We start from the raw sequence: 18889 nt of genomic DNA on the forward strand, positions 1-18889 counted from the left end.
CCTCGTTTGTTGTTGCCAGATGCTCCGCGTACGCTGCTGCCACTCCAAAGATTTCTTGAATACAAACCAAATAAAGACATGGCGGTGCCGGGCTAATCTCCCTGACTCCACCATGTCTTTATGGGTTGCTTCCTCTTTCACTTAAATGGGCTGCCTCGTTAAATAAGAATCTATTATGGAACAGCTTCTTCTTATTATTGTTAGATCTTCATGATACCGCCGCTGCTGGCGTTGGTTACGAGCTTGGAGTAGCGAGCCAGGTAGCCGGTCTTGACCTTCGGCTCAAAGCCCTTCCAGTCGGCACGGCGCTTCGCCATCTCCTCGTCACTAACCTCCAGCTGAATGGTGCGCTTCTCCAGATCCAGCTCGATAATATCTCCGTTCTCGACAAAAGCGATCGGTCCGCCTTCAGCAGCCTCCGGAGAAATATGTCCGATGCTGATGCCGCGGGATGCGCCCGAGAAGCGGCCGTCCGTGATCAGGCCGACCTTGGCACCCAGTCCCATACCTGCAATCTGCGAGGTTGGAGCCAGCATTTCCGGCATACCCGGTCCGCCTTTAGGACCTTCGTAGCGGATGACAACGACCATACCTTCCGAAACTTTGCCGTTTGCGATGCCTTCCAGCGCTTCCTCCTGGGAATCAAAGCAAATGGCAGGACCGCGATGGTATCCGCCGACGGAAGGGTCAACGGCGCCCACTTTAATGATGGAGCCTTCCGGAGCCAGATTGCCGTAAAGCACAGCGAGGCCGCCGCGCTCGGAGTATGGCTGATCAATCGGGTGAATTACGTTCTTGTCCTGAATCTCACAGCCTGCAACGTTCTCGGCCAGCGTCTTGCCCGACACGGTAATGCAGTCGCCGAACAAGGCATCCGGCTTCTTCAGAAGCTCGTTCAGTACAGCGCTAACGCCGCCTGCCAGATGGACATCCTCGATGAAATAGTCAGAGGCCGGGGCCAGCTTTGAAATATGCGGTACCCGGTTAGCTACTTCATTGATACGCTCCAGCGGGTAATCGATGCCGGCTTCATGCGCCAGAGCCAGTGTGTGCAGTACTGTGTTGGTGGAGCCGCCCATCGCCATATCCAGGGCAAAAGCATTATCGATCGCTTCGCGGGTTACGATGTCGCGCGGCTTCAGGTCCATCTCGATCAGATTCATCAGCTGGCGTGCGGATTGTCTTACAAATTCCTTACGCTCTTCAGCTACCGCGAGAATGGTTCCGTTACCCGGCAGGGCAAGGCCAAGTGCCTCGGAGAGACAGTTCATAGAGTTCGCTGTGAACATGCCCGAGCAAGATCCGCAGGTCGGGCAGCCGTACTGCTCCAGCTCCAGCAGCTCTTCGTCGTTAATCTTGCCGACCTGGTGAGCGCCTACGCCCTCAAATACGGAGGTCAGGGAGAGCTTGCGTCCCTTACTGTCTACGCCGGCTTTCATCGGACCGCCGCTGACGACAATGGTCGGGATGTTAACGCGAAGCGTTCCCATCAGCATGCCTGGCGTGATTTTGTCACAGTTGGGAATACATACCATGCCGTCAAACCAGTGTGCGGAAACGACGGTTTCCAGGGAATCGGCAATGATTTCCCGGCTTGGCAGAGAGTAGCGCATACCGATATGTCCCATGGCGATTCCGTCGTCAACACCGATGGTGTTAAACTCAAATGGAACTCCGCCCGCTTCACGGATGGCTTCTTTAACGATCTTGCCGAATTCCTGCAGATGCACATGGCCCGGTACAATATCGATATAAGAGTTGCAGACCGCGATGAACGGTTTACCGAAATCTTCCTCTTTCACGCCGGCGGCACGCAGAAGACTGCGGTGCGGGGCCCGGTCAAAGCCTTTTTTGATCATGTCTGAACGCATTTTTTTAGCTTTCATGATGCCTTGTTCCCCCCATGTCCTATTGAAATGTATGATGGTCACGCGCTTTAGCGCGGCTTACCGGCAAAGCAGCCGGGTGACAAACGATAATTGATATCATTTAACAGAGTCTATCATAAAAAGTCATGTTTTTCTACCTGTCATTCCAGCGCGGGCAGGGGTTGCTTCCTTATTATATGAGAAAAAGAGCGTCTCCTTCATTCGTGAGGAGCACGCTCTTGCAAACTTCCATCTATGGCTATTTTTTTCCGCCCTTGCGGCCGATTTCCTGGTAAAATTCACGGTCATGATTGCGGGAAGTTGCCTCGCCGCCTTTTTGCCCGATTCCCTGGTAGAACTCGCGACTGTGATTTTTGGAGGTAGCTTGTCCGCCTTTTTTGCCGATTTCCTGATAAAATTCACGGTTATGCTTCTTCGCTGTTGCTTCACCGCCTAAGCGTCCAGCTTCTTCGCGGGTCATTTTTTGTCCGTTATTTTTCTTGGCCATCTTGGTTGTTCCTCCTTCTCCATCATCCTTTTATTGGTTACCGCACGACTTACTTACCACACCCTAGTTGTCATGAAACAGAAAAATAAACTAAAGAATGGAAAATAAGAGGGGTTTTTTTGTCTGTTTTTTGAACAGAGTCTGCTGCTCGAAAGGAAACTTGCAGAAGTAAACAGAAAGTGTAAGATGGAGAAGAAAAGGAGGGGAAGGCTGTGCCGGTGCTTGAGATCCATGAGCGTCGTATGATCTGCAGCGGGCTGCTGTTTGACAAGGACGGCACGCTGCTGCATTTCATGTCTTTATGGGGCGGCTGGGCAAGCTACATGCTGCAGGCTTTGGAGGAGCGGCTGGAGCTGATCGGTAAAGGGTTTACCGGTCCGAGAGACAAGGTGCTCGGTACGCTGCAGGATTCCTTGGGGCAGCTGTATTCCTATGACCGGAAAGGTCCGCTTGCGATGGCTACGGCAGAGGAAACGATCGGGCTGTTAGCCTGGCAGCTGTATGCGGCAGGAATGCCGTGGAATGAAGCGCTGCTGCAAGTCCGGCAGATGGAGAAAAATGCCATGGTTCAGGTAAGGCAGACCAAGCCGGCTTTTCCCATGCCCGGGCTGAATGAGCTGCTGAAACAGTGCCGGACACTCAAGCTTCCGTTGGCCGTTGTCACCTCCGATACGACGGCTGCAGCGAAGGAACATCTGGCCTGGATGGGCCTTTTGGAGAATTTCCCGGTCATTATTGGCCGTGATCAGGTCAAGCAGGGCAAGCCCGGCCCGGATATGGCGCTTGCGGCCTGCAGGCAGCTTGGTCTTCAGCCGGAAGAGGTCGCGGTCATTGGAGACAGTAACGGTGACATGCAGATGGCGAAGCAGGCAGGCTGTGCGCTGGCGATCGGTCTTTACGAAGGAGATGCTGATCATGGGGATGCCCGACATCTCGTGGATGCCGATCTGATCATCAGCGATTATAATGAAATTAGATTAAAGGCCTGATGGCCAGACGTTCTACGGGAGGTGCGCAGGTGGAAAGCAATGAAAAAATAGAAATGCTCGCGACCTGGATCGAAGCAAGCGATTACATCGTTTTTTTTGGCGGAGCCGGAACCTCTACGGAAAGCGGAATTCCTGATTTCCGCTCGGCGGCGGGATTATATCAAAGTGAGCATCATTCTCCCTATCCGCCGGAGATTATGCTCAGCTATAGCTTTTTTATGGAGAAGCCGGACATATTCTATGATTTCTACCGCAGCAAAATGCTGCACCCGGCGGCGCGTCCAAACGGCTGCCACCAGTTGCTCTCGCGCCTGGAGCAGGAGGGCAAGCTGAAGGCGGTAATTACCCAAAACATCGACGGCCTCCACCAGACCGCAGGCTGCGGCGAGGTACTGGAGCTGCATGGCTCGGTGCACCGCAATTATTGCATGGACTGCAACCGCTTTTATTCACTTCAGCAGGTGATGGAAATTCAAGAGCTGGTGCCCCGCTGCGCCGATTGCGGCGGAATGATTAAGCCGGATGTGGTGCTGTATGAGGAGGAGCTGGATCATCAGCTGTTAAAGCGGGCGATCCATGAAATCTCAACAGCGGATCTGCTGATTGTCGGAGGAACTTCTCTTACCGTTCACCCGGCAGCGGGATTAATCAACTACTATCAGGGAAGCCGGACCGCCATTTTGAACGGGGACCCGACACCGTATGATCACAGGGCAGGCCTGCTGATTACCGAGCGCATCGGTGAAGTGATGGACAAGGTGAACGGAATGCTGCGCAGCAGCGTGTAAGCCTGGAATTTACGGTGCAGCGACGCAAGCGGCCGCAGTTTGGGTTAATCATATAGTATGAATTGTATGACCAAAGCATATTTCCAAATGGAGAGGCAGGGATGACCAATGACATATGTAGCGAGTGAAGACCGCTATGAAGGCATGATATATAATCGCTGCGGGCGATCCGGCTTGAAGCTGCCGGCCATTTCCCTCGGCTTGTGGCATAACTTTGGAGGGATTGACTCCTTCGAAAATGCGCGGAGCATGGTGACCCGTTCTTTCGACCTTGGAATCACGCACTTTGATCTCGCCAACAACTACGGTCCGCCGGCGGGCTCCGCCGAGGAAACCTTCGGACAGGTGCTGGCGAAGGACCTGAAGGCCTACCGTGACGAGATGATTATCTCCTCTAAGGCCGGTTATTACATGTGGCCCGGACCTTACGGAGACTGGGGCTCACGGAAATACCTGGTGTCGAGCCTCGATCAGAGCCTGAAGCGGATGGGTCTTGACTACGTGGACATTTTCTACTCACACCGGATGGATCCCGATACACCGCTGGAGGAGACGATGATGGCGCTGGATCATATCGTTCGTTCCGGTAAAGCGCTGTACGTCGGTATTTCCAACTACACGCCAGAGAAGACCAAAGAAGCGGCTGAAATTTTAAGAGGGCTGGGTACACCGCTGCTTATTCATCAGCCGAGCTATTCCATGCTGAACCGCTGGGTGGAGCAGGGCCTGCTTGATGTGCTGGACGAACAGGGCGCAGGAAGCATTGCATTTACGCCGCTCGGCCAGGGACTGCTGACCAATAAATATTTGAATGGAGTTCCGAACGACTCCCGGGCAGCCAGCGCTTCCCAGTTTCTGCATGAAAGCAATATTACGCCAGAGGTGCTCCGCAAAATCCGCGCCTTGAATCAGATGGCTGCCGCCCGGGGCCAGAGCCTGGCTCAATTCGCTCTCGCTTGGGTGCTGCGTGGAGGCCGGGTTACCTCAGCCCTGATCGGGGCGAGCAAGGTTAGCCAGATTGAGGACAATGTGGGGGCTCTCAGTAATCTGGAGTTTTCTAAAGAGGAGCTGGACCGGATTGAGTCCATTCTGAAAAAAGAACCGGAGGCCTGATGCCTCACCGCAGCCGGAAATGGTGCTCCGTGCTCCTTGAGCTGTCAGGGCTGCATCAGCCAGAAGCCCGCTTTCTGCCGAGGAAAGCGGGCTTTGCCATGACTTAGAGAGAGCATCAGCCGGAATTCTCCCGTCGGTAGGCGGTGGGAGACATGCCGCAGAAGCGCTTGAACTGACGGGAGAAGTAAAGGCTGTCGGGCAGGCCTACAGAGGCGGACACCTGCTCCACCGACAGGTCTGGACGCTCCCGCAGCAGCCGCTTGGCCCGGTCCATTCGCAGCTTGAGCAGATACGTAACCGGAGGGAGGCCGGTCTCCTTCTTGAATATGCGCGATAAATAAGCGCGGTTATACCCCAGGCTGGCACACATCTGCTCTATGGATACTGGATGCGCGTACTGGGAGGTCATGACGGTAATCATTTGCTTGACTGTTCGCTGGATCTGCGTTTCCGCTGCAGAGGGCAGCACATGTCGCCGGGTATGAGTCATCAGCTCGGCCCAGAGCAGCTGGAAGTAGCCGGAGGCGGCAATATGTGCCTGATCCTGCTTGCGGCTGAAGCACTCCTGAATCAGCCTTATATATCGGGCGGGCCTGTGAGAACCGGGGTTAAATACGACCGGTGTGTCCGGCAGCATGCCTGCAGCTTTGACCAGGCCCTCCGCCTCCTGACCCTTAAAGGCGACCCAGCGGTAACGCCAGGGCTCCTCCGCGTCAGATACATAGCTGACCAATTGACCGGGATGAATGAGAAACGCATCGCCGGGGCCCAGCTCATATAGAGCATGCTCCGTCTGAAAGGTGCCTTTACCAGCCTCCACAAGATGCAGCAGGTAATAATCATACAATTTGGGACCAAGGGCATGAAGGGGAGCCGTCTGGCTCACCCCTGAAAAAAGCACAATAAGACGGTCATGCAGAGGTAACACGGGACTGGAGGAAACCGAATATGTTTCTTCGTTTGACATACAGCACCTGCCTTTAGGGGTCATCAGGTTGTAGCATCCTGTTGTTCTAACTCTTGTATTTTACTATGAGAAGTCACATATATCCATATGTAGCACACAAGATTGCATTAATCGAAAAAGAGCTTTCTTCTATACTGGAGTCAAGACAGATGGATTTAGAAAATAGGATGGAGTGAACATAATGAACCTGGAATCATTAGTATCCACATTTCATAGTAAGTACGGTACCAGTGATGCTCCTCTGCGGATGTTTAACGCACCGGGACGCGTCAATCTGATTGGCGAGCATCTTGATTATAATGGCGGTTATGTCCTGCCGGCGGCGCTGGAATTTGGCACCACGCTCTTGATTCGCGAGCGCAAGGACAATCAGGTTGCATTTGCCTCGACGAACCTGCCATACGAAGCAGCAGCGGGACCGGAGGAGAGCTATGGGGGCAAGACTGGGGAATGGACAGATTATCCGGTTGGCGTCATCGTCGAGCTGGAGAAGCTGGGCTGCTCTCTTACTAAAGGCTATGAGCTCTTGTATCACGGCGATATCCCGAACGGTGCGGGCTTATCTTCCTCAGCTTCCATCGAGGTAGTGACTGCCTATGCGTTTATGTCCATGGAGGGCTGTGATCGGGATCCTGTAGAAATTGCGAAGCTGTCCCAACGCGCCGAGAATCAGTTCGTCGGTGTGAACTCCGGTATCATGGATCAGTTTGCTGTTGCGAACGGCCGCAGCAATCATGCGATTCTGCTGATGTGCGACACGCTGGAATATGATCTGGTGCCTTTTGAAACAGGCAGCTATAAGATTGTTATCGCGAACACGAACAAGCGCCGCGGCCTGGTGGATTCCAAATACAATGAGCGGCGCAGCGAATGTGATTCCGCGCTGGAGCAGCTTCAAGGCACAAGACCGGAATTGAATTACCTGGCGCAGCTTACACCGGAGCAGTTCCAGGAGCTGCAGGGTGTCATTGAGGATGAAACCGTGCGCAAGCGGGCTCAGCATGTGGTCGAAGAGAACCAGCGCGTGCTGGATTCAGTAGCAGCATTGAAAGAGAATAACCTCCAGGCGTTCGGCAGCTTCATGAACGACTCCCATGCTTCACTGCGCCATCTGTATGAAGTGACTGGAGATGAGCTGGATGTCATGGTCGAGGAGTTCCAGCGGCAGGAGGGCACTCTGGGCGCCCGGATGACGGGAGCCGGCTTCGGCGGCTGCACGGTCGCGCTGGTGCACGAGGATCATGTGGAGCAGGTCATTGCCGAGGTCGCTGTCGGTTACGAGAAGAGAACCGGACTGAAACCGGATTTCTATGTATGCGGTGTTGGCCAGGGTGTACACGAACTGAAAGGGGTGCTGTAAATGGCAATTTTAGTAACGGGAGGAGCCGGATACATCGGCTCGCATACGGTTGCGGAGCTGCTGGAGCGCGGCGAAGAGGTTGTTGTGATCGACAGTCTGGAAACCGGGCACAAGGAAGCGCTGCTGGGTGGCAAGCTGTATCAGGGAGACCTGCGTAACAAGGAGCTGCTGAAGACGCTGTTTGCCGAAAATGAGATTGATGCGGTCATTCACTTTGCAGCCAACTCTCTCGTTGGCGAGAGCATGAAGGACCCTGTGAAATACTACGACAATAACGTCTATGGAACGCTGTGCCTGCTGGAAGCCATGAATGAGGCAGGGGTGCGGAAGATTGTCTTCAGCTCCACAGCGGCCACTTACGGCGAACCGGAAAAAGTGCCGATCGAAGAAAAAGACCGCACGCAGCCGACCAATGTGTACGGCGAGACCAAGCTGATGATGGAGAGAATGATGGCCTGGTTTGATCAAGTGCTCGGCATCAAATATGTATCACTGCGTTACTTCAATGCAGCCGGCTCTCATGCCAGCGGCAAAATCGGAGAGGACCACCGTCCGGAGAGTCACTTGATCCCATTGGTGCTGCAAACTGCGCTGCAGCAGCGTCCGCATATTTCCGTATTCGGAGACGATTATGCTACACCGGACGGCACCTGTGTCAGAGACTATATTCATGTCAGCGATCTGGCGGATGCGCATCTTCGGGCCGTGGAGTACCTGCGCCGCGGCGAGGACAGCAATGTGTTCAATCTGGGCAACGGTCAGGGCTTCTCCGTAAAAGAAGTCATTGAAACCTCCAAAGCCGTCACCGGCCGCGAGATTCCGGTCGTGATGGAAGCGCGGCGCGCGGGAGATCCCGCAGTTCTGGTGGCTTCCTCGGACAAAGCACGTACTGTTCTAGGCTGGCAGCCAGCCCGTGTGAAGCTGGAGGATATTATTCAGGATGCATGGAGATGGCATGTTAGTCATCCGAACGGTTATGAGAGCAACTAAGGAGGCCGCAGCATGGAACAGGAATTGAATCAGGCAGCACCCGAGCCCTATCAGGTGCTGCATGCGATAGAACAGCTGGTGCAGTTTGCGCTGCGCCAGCAGCTTATTCAGGACAGTGATACGGATTACAGCCGGAACCTTCTGCTGGATCTGCTAGGCTATACAGAGCCGCTGCTGGAGGAGATCACTCAGCCGGTACCGGACAGCCCGCAGCCAATGGTCGATATACTCATTGATGCAGCCGCCTCCAAGGGTCTCATTCCCGACAACAGCGACACCTACCGTGATCTGCTGGATGCCAAAATCATGGGTTTGCTGATGGCCAGGCCCTCCGAGGTCACAGGCCGATTCATGCAGCTGAAGGAAGAGCAGGGCATTGAAGCGGCTACGGATTATTTCTATAAGCTGTGCATCGACAGCAACTATATCCGAATGGACCGCGTGGCAAAGAATGAATTCTGGCGGTATGACAGCTCTTATGGTGATATTGAAATTACAATTAACCTGTCCAAGCCGGAAAAAAGCCCGAAGGAAATTGCCATGGCCAAGCTGCTCCCGCCTCCGGTGTATCCTAAATGCCAGCTATGCCGCGAAAATGTCGGTTATGCCGGACGGGTTAATCATCCGGCCCGCCAGAATCTCCGCGTCATTCCGCTGGAGCTGAATCAGGAGAAATGGCTGTTTCAATATTCTCCCTATGTTTATTACAACGAGCATTGCATTGTGCTGCATCATGACCATGTACCGATGAAGCTGACCAAGGACACGTTGCGTCGTCTCTTAGGCTTTGTGGAAGCGTACCCGCATTATTTCTTGGGCTCCAATGCAGATCTGCCCATCGTGGGCGGCTCCATCCTGACGCATGATCATTTTCAGGGAGGTCGCCATACGTTCCCGATTCAGAAGGCTGAGGTCCTTGCAGTCTATGAACACACCAGTCATAAAGGTGTTACTGCCGGCATTGTGAACTGGCCGATGTCGGTTCTGAGACTGACGGCAGAAGACCCAGAAGCTCTGCTGGAATGCGCGAACGAGATTTATGAAGCCTGGAAAGGCTACAGCGATTCAGCACTTGACATTGAAGCATGGAGCGATGCGGAAGGGGAGCGGGTACCTCATAATACAGTGACTCCGATCGCCCGCCGAAGTGCAGATGGCGGCTATGAGCTGGATCTCGTGCTCCGCAACAACCGGACGAACGAGCAGCATCCGGAAGGGATTTTTCATCCGCACCGGGAAATGCATCATATCAAGAAAGAAAATATCGGGCTCATTGAGGTCATGGGCTTGGCAATCCTGCCGGGAAGGCTCAAGAGCGAGCTGGACCAGGTGGGAGATATTCTGGCTGGCGACACGGCGCTTTACGCTGCTGCGCAGGAGGACTCCAATCCGCTTCAGGTACATCTTCCATGGATTGAGCAGCTGAAGAAAGAGCATGCTGAAGGACTCTCCAAGGAAGAGGCGCAGCACGTCATCCGGGAAGCCGTCGGGGAGATCTTCACAGAAATTTTGGAACAGGCCGGCGTGTACAAGCATACGGAAGCAGGGCGTCAGGGCTTCCATCAATTCCTGGATCACATGGGATTTCAACAATCCGGCTTATAATTTAGGCATAAGCACTACTCCCCTGTAAACACAGGACATAGCAGCTCTGGGAGAGATCCCGGGCGGCTATGTCCTTTCTTTTTGCACCCCAAGGATTGGTATATACATCCAGGCCGCACAGGACCGTTTTGAAATCCGTTCGCAGGGGTAGTATAATGAGTGGCTGAAACCAAAGAAATTTGGATTACATATAACTGGAGGGTGATCAGATGGGTCCTTTTGAATTTTATAATCCTACGACCTTGATTTTTGGAAAGGGCAAGCTGAGCTCTTTACCAGCCGAAGTTTCGAAGTACGGCAAGAAGGTGCTGCTGGTTTATGGCGGAGGAAGCATTAAACGCAGTGGACTGTATGACCAGACCCTGTCTCTGCTGAAGGAAGCAGGCGCAGAGGTAACGGAGCTTGCCGGCGTGGAGCCCAATCCCCGCTTGTCCACGGTTCACCGCGGCGTTGAGCTTTGCCGGGAGAACAGTATTGAGCTGATTCTAGCGGTTGGCGGCGGCAGTGTACTGGACTGTGCTAAGGCAATTGCTGTTGGTGCCAAGTATGAAGGTGACATGTGGGATTTTGTAGAGCGGAAGGCTGCGCCGGAGGCCGGACTGCCGTTAGGAACGATACTGACAATGGCGGCTACGGGCTCTGAAATGAACGGTGGTTCTGTCATTACAAACGAGGCTACACAGGAAAAAATGGGCTGGGGCAGCCTCTACGCTTACCCTGCATTTTCTATATTAGATCCAGAGCATACCTTCTCCCTGCCAAAGGATCAGACGGTATACGGCATTGTGGATATTATGTCGCATGTGCTGGAGCATTACTTCCATCTCGATTCCAACACGCCGGTGCAGGACGGGTTCTGTGAAACCATTTTGCGTACGGTTATGGAAACAGCACCGAAGCTGGTGGAGGACCTCAACAATTTCGAGCTGCGTGAAACGATCATGTACTGCAGCACAATGGCGCTCAATGGCATGATCAGCATGGGGCTGCGCGGCGACTGGGCGACCCATAATATCGAGCATGCCGTTTCAGCCGTGTATGACATACCGCATGGCGGAGGCCTGGCTATCCTGTTCCCGAACTGGATGAAGTACAATATCGACGTTCAGCCAGAACGCTTCAAGCAGCTGGCTGTTCAGGTCATGGGTATAGATCCTGCAGGCAAGAGCGACAAAGAGATTGGTCTTGAAGGCATTGAGGCTCTTCGGTCCTTCTGGACCTCAATCGGGGCACCGAGCTCTCTGGCGGATTACGATATTGATGACAAGGACATCGAGGTTATGGCAGATAAGTCTGTCCGCTTTGGACCGTTCGGCAACTTCCGCAAGCTGGAACGCCAGGACGTGATTGAGATTTACAACATGTCACTGTAAGCTTTAATGAACTTATGGATTATACGGGGCTGTCTCATACGGGGCTGTTCCAAAAGTAGATTCTTGTTTAACGAGGCAGCTCACTTGAATGAGATCTGAAGCAAAAAATAAAGACATGGCGGAGTCAGGGAGGTGATCCCAGCATCGCCATGTCTTTATTGTGGTCTATTGCCGCCTTCTTCAACAGGTTATGGGCGAGCGAAAGCCATCCGACCTCCACCAGGATATGCATCCTGGAAGATTATGTCATCAAGGCGATGGACCGCTTCATGGACTACAGTAACAAGCGGATTGGATGGAATGTCGTCTTCTACATCCATGAGCAGATAAAGTTGATCCATGGTATATTGAATGTACAAATGAAACCGCTCCTTTTTAGATGGTTGCTAGACACTTCCATTCTGCCAAAGGGCGGTTTCTTTGTGTTACCTGTTTTTGGGGGCAGCAGCGAGGTGAGGAACGTTTCGTACGCGGAGCATCTCGCAACAACAAACGAGGCCATCCCGCAAGACCCTAGATCTTGTGGACAGCCCCTTTTTGCGCAATTTGGATACAAATTTTTGAAACGATGTTAACTTTTCTTCGTAAGAAGAGTTATCTATACAGTAAGGTTCAACTCGGGGAGGCAGTCAATATGGAGGCACTGTTTTGGGGATGCTTGACAGGCGGCGTGTTGTTCGCCATTGTAAGCGTTCTGCTGGGGGATGTTCTCAGTGGGGCATTGGATGGGGCGCTTGATTTTTTGTCCTTGGATGTTTTGAATCCTATGGTCATTGCAGCGGCGGTAACTGTGTTCGGCGGGTCGGGCATCATGCTGACTACATACACGGAATTCAGCCTGCTCTTCGTCATGATGCTGTCGCTGCTGATCTCAGCCGCTGTCTCAGTCGTAGTCTATTTCGGCTATGTCCGTCCCATGGAGAACAGTGAGAACTCGACCGGCTTCTCCGTACAGGAGCTGACAGGACGAATCGGTGAAGTGATGATTCCCCTTCCAGCCGTCGGCTACGGTGAGGTCATGGTACGGGTCGGTGCCAGCAATACCCTCCATATTGCCTCAAGCTTTGATCAGCGGCCGGTTCCTGCAGGGGTGCGGGTCGTCGTGATTGATGTGGTGGATGGCGTCCTCCGAGTGTCTGAACTAGAAGAAGTCAAGGGAGAGGTGTAACAGCATGCCAGAATTTTTAATTATTCCGTCGGTTGTCATTGGGGTCATTGTCGTATTGGGTCTTGCGTTCTGGGCCCGCTACAAGACCGTAAGTCCGGACGAAGCAATGATTGTGACGGGCTCGTTCCTCGGGAGCAAGAACATTTCGTCGGATGAATCCGGCCGGAGAATCAAGATTGTCCGCGGCGGCGGCGCATTTATCCTTCCGATCTTTCAACGCTCGGAGTTTGTATCGCTCCTGTCTCATAAGCTGGATGTTATGACGCCGGAAGTGTACACGGAGCAAGGTGTACCGGTTATGGCTGACGGCGTCGCGATTATCAAAGTCGGCAGCTCGATTGAAGACGTGGCGACAGCGGCAGAGCAGTTTATGGGCAAGCCGATTGAAGCGCTGAAGGGAGAAGCACAAGAAGTGCTCGAGGGTCATCTGCGCGCGATCCTGGGCTCCATGACGGTAGAAGAGGTATACCGGAACCGGGATAAATTTGCGCAGGAAGTGCAGGGCGTAGCCGCACGTGATTTGAAGAAAATGGGCCTGCAAATCGTTTCCTTCACGATCAAGGATGTCCGTGACAAGCACGGCTATCTGGAAGCGCTCGGTAAGCCGCGGATCGCTACCGTAAAGCGCGATGCTGAGATTGCCGAAGCCGAAGCCGTTCGGGATGCCAGAATTCAGAAGGCGCGTGCGGAAGAGGAGGGACAGAAGGCAGAGCTGGTGCGGGATACGAACATTGCGGAAGCTTCCAAGGAGAAGGAGCTGAAGGTGGCCGCGTTCAAGCGCGATCAGGATACAGCAAAGGCCGAGGCCGATCAGGCTTATCATATTCAGGAAGCCCGTGCGAAGCAGACCGTTGTTGAAGAACAAATGAAGGTCGAGCTCGTTCGGAAAGAGCGGGAGATTGATATTCAAGAAAAGGAAATTATGGTTCGAGAGAAGCAGTATGATGCAGAGGTCAAGAAGAAGGCCGATGCAGATCGTTATGCGGTAGTGCAGGCGGCTGAGGCGGAGAAGGCCCGCCGGATGCGCGAGGCGGATGCGGTTCAGTACTCCATTGAAACCCAGGCAAAGGCTTCGGCGGAGCAGAAGCGCCTGGACGGTATGGCGATCGCCGATGCCGAGCGGGCGAAGGGCTCGGCCGATGCCGAGGTCATTCGTCTTCGCGGCTTGGCGGAAGCAGAAGCGAAGGAGAAGCTGGCGGAAGCCTTCTCGAAGTTCGGTGAAGCGGCTGTTCTCGACATTATTGTGAAGATGCTGCCAGAGCTCGCCGGCAAGATTGCACAGCCAATCTCGTCCATTGATAAGCTGACGGTTGTGGACACCGGTAAAGGTGAAGGTGCAGCCCGGGTCAGTAACTATGTGACGGAGCTGATGTCCACTGCTCCGGAAATGCTGAAAAGTGTGTCAGGCATCGACGTCGAGGCGTTGATCCAGGGACTGACGAAGAAGTCGTCCCCTGCTGCTGCGGAGCCGACGAAGCTTGAGCCGGCAAAGGTCCTGCTGGAGACCAGTGCAGCGAAGGAAGAGAAGGAGCTGGAGACCATCTAACGGCTCTTGGCTCCAGCAATATCGTCATAGCCGTGTCAGAGAAGACTTTCTGACGCGGCTATGCTTTTTTTATGCAAATGTTCTGCACTTCAGGAAGAGGACGCCATGGACCTAGCAAGGTATAATGGTTCTTAACAGGAGGGATACCATATGAAACAGCCGGCAGCGCCTGTATGGCGCTCTGACAAACTGGCCGCGATGGGCAGCTCGATATTTGCCGAGATACAGGCTTGGAAGCAGGAAGCAGCCCAGAGAGGAAGAGAAGTGATAGATCTGAGCATCGGAAGTCCGGATCGGGCGCCATCCTTGGAAATTCGGGAGCTGCTCAGCCGCAGCGTGCTTCAGGAGGATCAATATACATACCCGTCTTCACAAGGTACACCGGCCTTTCGGAAGGCCGCTTCAGCCTGGCTCAAGCATCGCTTCGGGGTGGACACCAACCCGGAGACAGAGATTCTGGCGCTGATGGGTTCGCAGGATGGACTTGCCCATTTCGCTCAGGCTGTGTGCAACCCGGGAGATCTGGCGATGGTGCCGGATCCCGGTTATCCCATTTATGCGGGGGCGCTTCAGCTCGCCGGGGTCGAGCCCTGGCTGCTGCCGCTTCGGGAAGAGAATGGCTTCATGCCTGATTTAACCAAGATCCCGGAGCAGATCTGGCAGCGAACCAAATTTCTGCTGCTCAATTTCCCAGGAAATCCGATTGCGGTTCAAGCAGATCTCTCATTTTTTACCGAGCTGGTTGCGCTGGCGAAGAAGCACAATGTGCTCATCGTTCATGATGCTGCGTATTCGGAAATGGGCTTTGATGATTATCGGCCGGTCAGCATCCTTCAGGTACCCGGGGCCTCGGAAATTGCCGTGGAATTTCATTCTTTCTCCAAGAGCTTTCATATGGCGGGCTGCCGGATTGCTTTTCTGGCCGGCAATGCAGAAGCAGTCGGAGCCCTGAGAGATTTGAAGAGCAATATTGACTACGGCGTATTTCTTCCTGTCCAGCTGGCTGCAGCAGCGGCACTGGAGCACGCCATGGCTTCGGGAACAGAACGGGAAACGGCGCTGCTGTATGAGAAGCGGAGAGATGTGTTCACAGCGGCACTGGAGGCAGCGGGCTGGACGGTGAAGAAGCCGAAGGCAACCATGTTTATATGGGCCAAGTTGCCGGAAGCCTTTCGTCAGGGCCATAACGCAGGAAATTCCCGTCAATTCGCACGGAAGCTGCTGCTCTCTACAGGGGTGGCTGTCGTACCGGGCATTGCTTTTGGGCAGCAGGGGGAAGGGTATGTACGCATTGCCCTTGTGCAAGAGGCTGAAGTACTGACGGAAGCGGCTGCCCGCATCGGGGCTTTTTTGCTACAAGAAGCAGATGTTTGATATGATAGAGGATATGAATGTGTAAATTGAGGTGCAATGGTGGGCAGCATACAAGTATCCAAGGTATTAAACAATAATGTAATTATCGCGAAGCATCCCCGGCATGATGAGGTGGTCGTGATCGGAAAGGGCATCGGCTTTAACCGTAAACCGAAGGACGCCATTCCCTTGACGCTCGTAGAGAAAATGTTCATCTTAACGAAGCCGGAGGAGCAAGAGCAGTATAAGCAGCTGGTGCCTCAAGTCGATGAGCAGCTGATCGAAGCCATGAATGAGATCATTCATTATGCGGCGAACGCGGCCGGGGAAACGCTGAATGAGCATATTCATGTCGCGTTAACCGATCATATTGCATTTGCGATCAAGCGCCAGGCTCAGGGCCTGTATATTCATAATCCTTTTTTGTACGAGACTAAAGAGCTGTATCCGGAGGAATTCCGGATGGCAGAATATGCGGTGCGTACGCTCAAACAGCGACTGGATGTGGATTTGGGAGAGGAGGAGGCTGGCTTTATCGCCTTGCACTTTCACAGCGCATTGACGAATCAGCATATTTCCGAGGTGCGCAAGCATTCCAGGCTGGTATCGGATCTCGTGCATATTGTAGAGGACAAGCTGGAATACGTCATTCCCAAGGATTCGCTTGATTATTCCCGCCTGATCACCCATCTCCGGTTCGCTATCGAACGGATCCGCCGGGGAGAGGCCGAGCCTCAGGAGGGAAGGCTGGATGAGCTGTTGAAGCGGGAATACCCTGAAATGTACGCCTTAGGCTGGACATTAAGCAAGATGATGGAGGTCCGGCTGGGGAAGAAGGTCTATCCGGCCGAAGCGGGTTATCTGACGATTCACTTACAGCGGCTTGCCCAGCGGAAGGAAGATCATGAATAATGCATGAAGATTTTCAAGAGCAGGGATTACACCTCTTGCAAGCCGCTGATCAGGGTGATACAATACGTTCTGTCTTTATGAAAAGCAACAGTATCTAACGTGTAACTGATTCGATCAGGCATGAGTATATAACAGGATTCTTTGGTTGTTTCCAGCCCTTTCAGGGTAACCTACGGGGAGAAACAGCTCAGTGGTCCTGCTGTATGCTTATGCCTTTTTTTGTTGGTATGTTGCTAATGATTCACCTTGAGAGGTGAAATCAAGAAAGGAGATGGACGATGTTTAAGCGTCTGTTTGGCGTTTTACAGAGAGTGGGTAAAGCTCTCATGCTGCCTGTAGCGATCCTGCCGGCTGCGGGCTTGCTGCTGGGTCTGGGGAATATGCTGGTCAACGAGGATTTCCTGCAGTATGCTTCCTGGCTGGATACGGCCTGGGTTCAGGCCATTGCAACGGTCATGATGAATGCCGGGCAAATCGTGTTTACAAACCTGCCGCTTCTGTTCGCGGTCGGTGTAGCAGTCGGCCTGGCTGGTGGAGACGGAGTTGCCGGACTTGCGGCAATTATCGGCTACCTCGTGCTGAATGTGACGATGGGGACCGTCCTCGGCGTAACTCCGGCCATGGTCGGCACAGATTACGCTTACGCCAGTGTGCTGGGCATCCCGACGCTGGCAACCGGGGTGTTCGGCGGGATATTGGTCGGGATCCTGGCGGCCAGCATGTACAATCGCTTTTTCAGGATTGAGCTGCCCTCGTACCTCGGCTTCTTTGCCGGCAAGCGGTTTGTTCCCATAATGACGGCTGCCACAGCGGTGCTGCTGGGCTTGCTCATGACCGTCATCTGGCCACCGATTCAGATCGGGCTGAATGCTGCATCGCATTTCATGCTGGAGCAGAACCGCACACTGTCCGCTTTTGTATTCGGGGTGGTTGAGCGGGGATTAATTCCTTTCGGGCTGCACCATATTTTCTACTCTCCCTTCTGGTTTGAGTTTGGAGAATATGTGAATAGCGCCGGGCAGCTGGTTCGCGGTGATCAGAATATCTTCATGGCCCAGCTGCGGGACGGTGTAGAATTCACAGCGGGTACCTTCATGACCGGGAAATTCCCGTTCATGATGTTCGGACTTCCTGCGGCAGCGCTGGCGATCTATCATGAAGCAAGACCGGAGCATAAAAAATATGTGGCCGGCATTATGGGCTCTGCAGCCTTGACGTCCTTCCTGACGGGGATTACAGAGCCGCTGGAATTCTCCTTCCTGTTCGTGGCACCGCTGCTGTTCGTGGTTCACGTGCTGTTTGCCGGTCTGTCGTTCATGACGATGCACATTCTAGGCACTAAAATCGGCATGACCTTCTCCGGCGGATTGATTGACTACGTTATCTTCGGTGTCATTCCAAACCGGACGCCATGGTGGAACGTCATCATTGTCGGTCTGATCCTGGCGGTCATTTATTACTTCGGGTTCCGGTTCGCGATCCGCAAGTTCAAGCTGCGGACACCGGGTCGGGAGGAGCCGTCAGAGGCCAAAGACGGCGCGAGCGCAAGGTCTGGAAGCAAGGACGATTTGCCGGGCAGCATTCTGTCGGCACTGGGCGGCCAGAGCAATATTGCTCACCTGGATGCCTGCATTACCCGTCTTCGGGTAGAGGTGAAGGAGAAGGGCAATGTTGATAAAGAACGCTTGAAGCAGCTGGGCGCTTCCGGGGTACTGGAAGTGGGTAACAATGTACAAGCGATCTTCGGTACACGCTCTGATACGATCAAGTCGCAAATCCAGGACATCATGTCCGGGATTACGCCGGCTGAAGCACCTCAAGCAGCAACAGGGGACGTCAAGCCGGCCGAAGCGGAGCAGCAGGCGGCATTGGATGGCGATGCGGTTATTCTGGAGGATATTGTGTCTCCGGTTAACGGCGAGCTGATGGATATTTCCAATGTACCTGATCCGGTATTCTCTCAGCGCATGACAGGCGATGGCTTTGCCGTTCTGCCGCATGATGGAACCATTGCATCTCCGGTCTACGGCAAGGTGTTCAATGTATTCCCAAGCAAGCATGCCATTGGCATTATGTCTGATGGCGGCAAGGAAGTGCTGGTGCATATCGGCGTCAATACCGTGAAGCTGAAGGGACAGGGCTTTAAAGTGCTTGTTCAGGAGGGCGATCTGGTGGCTGCAGGCCAGCCGATTATGGAGGTAGACCTGGACTATGTGAAGGAGCACGCGCCTTCGATCATTTCGCCAGTGATTTTCTCGAATCTGCCGGAAGGATCCAAGGTGAAGCTCAACAAGACGGGGAACGTCACCGCCGGAGAAGAGAATATTATCACGATTCAATAATTTTGGG

The 18889-nt window shown here is 53.6% G+C and carries 14 protein-coding genes and 2 pseudogenes; 12 read left to right on the forward strand and 4 right to left on the reverse strand.

Translation table 11 applies throughout. From position 1 onward, the window contains the following. Positions 1-200: 200 nt before the first annotated feature. Both ilvD and ACH6EH_RS15150 read right to left on the reverse strand, forming a co-directional pair. Positions 201-1886: a dihydroxy-acid dehydratase gene (gene ilvD / locus ACH6EH_RS15145; protein WP_138225147.1), complete on the reverse strand. Its 1686-nt coding sequence runs from the start codon at positions 1884-1886 to the stop codon at positions 201-203. 247 nt (positions 1887-2133) lie between these two features. Then, positions 2134-2376 (reverse strand): annotated as a pseudogene (locus ACH6EH_RS15150) (KGG domain-containing protein); the annotation flags it as partial. Positions 2377-2588: 212 nt separating this feature from the next. Here ACH6EH_RS15150 and ACH6EH_RS15155 point away from each other — a divergent pair. From ACH6EH_RS15155 to mgrA, 3 genes are all read left to right on the forward strand, one after another. Next, positions 2589-3365 (forward strand): HAD family hydrolase, encoded by a 777-nt coding sequence (locus ACH6EH_RS15155; RefSeq protein ID WP_397332931.1) that lies wholly within the window; start codon positions 2589-2591, stop codon positions 3363-3365. Then, positions 3365-4153, forward strand: coding sequence for an NAD-dependent protein deacylase (locus tag ACH6EH_RS15160; RefSeq protein WP_397332932.1), 789 nt, complete (start codon positions 3365-3367; stop codon positions 4151-4153). Before ACH6EH_RS15155 ends, ACH6EH_RS15160 begins: the two co-directional genes overlap by 1 nt. A 108-nt stretch (positions 4154-4261) precedes the next feature. Then, a complete protein-coding gene (mgrA, locus tag ACH6EH_RS15165) occupies positions 4262-5266 on the forward strand; it encodes an L-glyceraldehyde 3-phosphate reductase (RefSeq protein ID WP_397332933.1) in 1005 nt (334 codons plus the stop codon). 115 nt (positions 5267-5381) lie between these two features. Here mgrA and ACH6EH_RS15170 read toward each other — a convergent pair whose 3' ends face one another. Next, entirely contained in the window at positions 5382-6233 is an 852-nt protein-coding gene (locus ACH6EH_RS15170; protein WP_397332934.1) for an AraC family transcriptional regulator, read from the reverse strand. Between the two features lie 181 nt (positions 6234-6414). Between ACH6EH_RS15170 and ACH6EH_RS15175 the strand changes: the two genes are divergently transcribed. The 4 genes from ACH6EH_RS15175 (at position 6415) to ACH6EH_RS15190 (ending at position 11561) form a co-directional block, all read left to right on the forward strand. After that, positions 6415-7593, forward strand: a complete 1179-nt coding sequence (locus tag ACH6EH_RS15175) for a galactokinase (protein WP_138227668.1) — start codon at positions 6415-6417, stop codon at positions 7591-7593. Next, entirely contained in the window at positions 7594-8583 is a 990-nt protein-coding gene (galE, locus tag ACH6EH_RS15180) for a UDP-glucose 4-epimerase GalE (RefSeq protein ID WP_138225153.1), read from the forward strand. A 12-nt stretch (positions 8584-8595) separates the two neighbouring features. Further along, a complete protein-coding gene (locus ACH6EH_RS15185) occupies positions 8596-10188 on the forward strand; it encodes a UDP-glucose--hexose-1-phosphate uridylyltransferase (RefSeq protein ID WP_397332935.1) in 1593 nt (530 codons plus the stop codon). 209 nt (positions 10189-10397) lie between these two features. Then, positions 10398-11561, forward strand: a complete 1164-nt coding sequence (locus tag ACH6EH_RS15190; protein WP_397332936.1) for an iron-containing alcohol dehydrogenase — start codon at positions 10398-10400, stop codon at positions 11559-11561. A gap of 200 nt (positions 11562-11761) precedes the next feature. On the opposite strand, the pseudogene ACH6EH_RS20240 reads toward ACH6EH_RS15190, so the two are convergent. Next, a pseudogene (locus ACH6EH_RS20240) lies at positions 11762-11920 on the reverse strand (IS1182 family transposase); the annotation flags it as partial. A gap of 275 nt (positions 11921-12195) precedes the next feature. Between ACH6EH_RS20240 and ACH6EH_RS15200 the strand changes: the two are divergent. The 5 genes from ACH6EH_RS15200 to ptsG all read left to right on the forward strand — a co-directional run bounded on the left by ACH6EH_RS15200 (position 12196) and on the right by ptsG (position 18882). Beyond that, positions 12196-12729: an NfeD family membrane protein gene (locus ACH6EH_RS15200; protein ID WP_397332938.1), complete on the forward strand. Its 534-nt coding sequence runs from the start codon at positions 12196-12198 to the stop codon at positions 12727-12729. Between the two features lie 4 nt (positions 12730-12733). Further along, the gene (locus tag ACH6EH_RS15205; RefSeq protein WP_397332939.1) at positions 12734-14275 is read left to right on the forward strand and encodes a flotillin lipid rafts scaffold protein FloT; all 1542 of its coding nucleotides are present in this window, start codon (positions 12734-12736) and stop codon (positions 14273-14275) included. 150 nt (positions 14276-14425) lie between these two features. Continuing rightward, positions 14426-15649, forward strand: a complete 1224-nt coding sequence (locus tag ACH6EH_RS15210) for an aminotransferase class I/II-fold pyridoxal phosphate-dependent enzyme (protein WP_397332940.1) — start codon at positions 14426-14428, stop codon at positions 15647-15649. Between the two features lie 36 nt (positions 15650-15685). Next, complete coding sequence (gene glcT / locus ACH6EH_RS15215) at positions 15686-16540, forward strand: glucose PTS transporter transcription antiterminator GlcT (RefSeq protein ID WP_208202961.1); 855 nt, start codon at positions 15686-15688, stop codon at positions 16538-16540. 278 nt (positions 16541-16818) lie between these two features. Further along, a complete protein-coding gene (gene ptsG / locus ACH6EH_RS15220; protein WP_397332941.1) occupies positions 16819-18882 on the forward strand; it encodes a glucose-specific PTS transporter subunit IIBC in 2064 nt (687 codons plus the stop codon). Positions 18883-18889: the final 7 nt, after the last annotated feature.

It is taken from the genome of Paenibacillus sp. JSM ZJ436, from assembly GCF_044383795.1.
GTDB lineage: Bacteria > Bacillota > Bacilli > Paenibacillales > Paenibacillaceae > Paenibacillus_AQ > Paenibacillus_AQ algicola.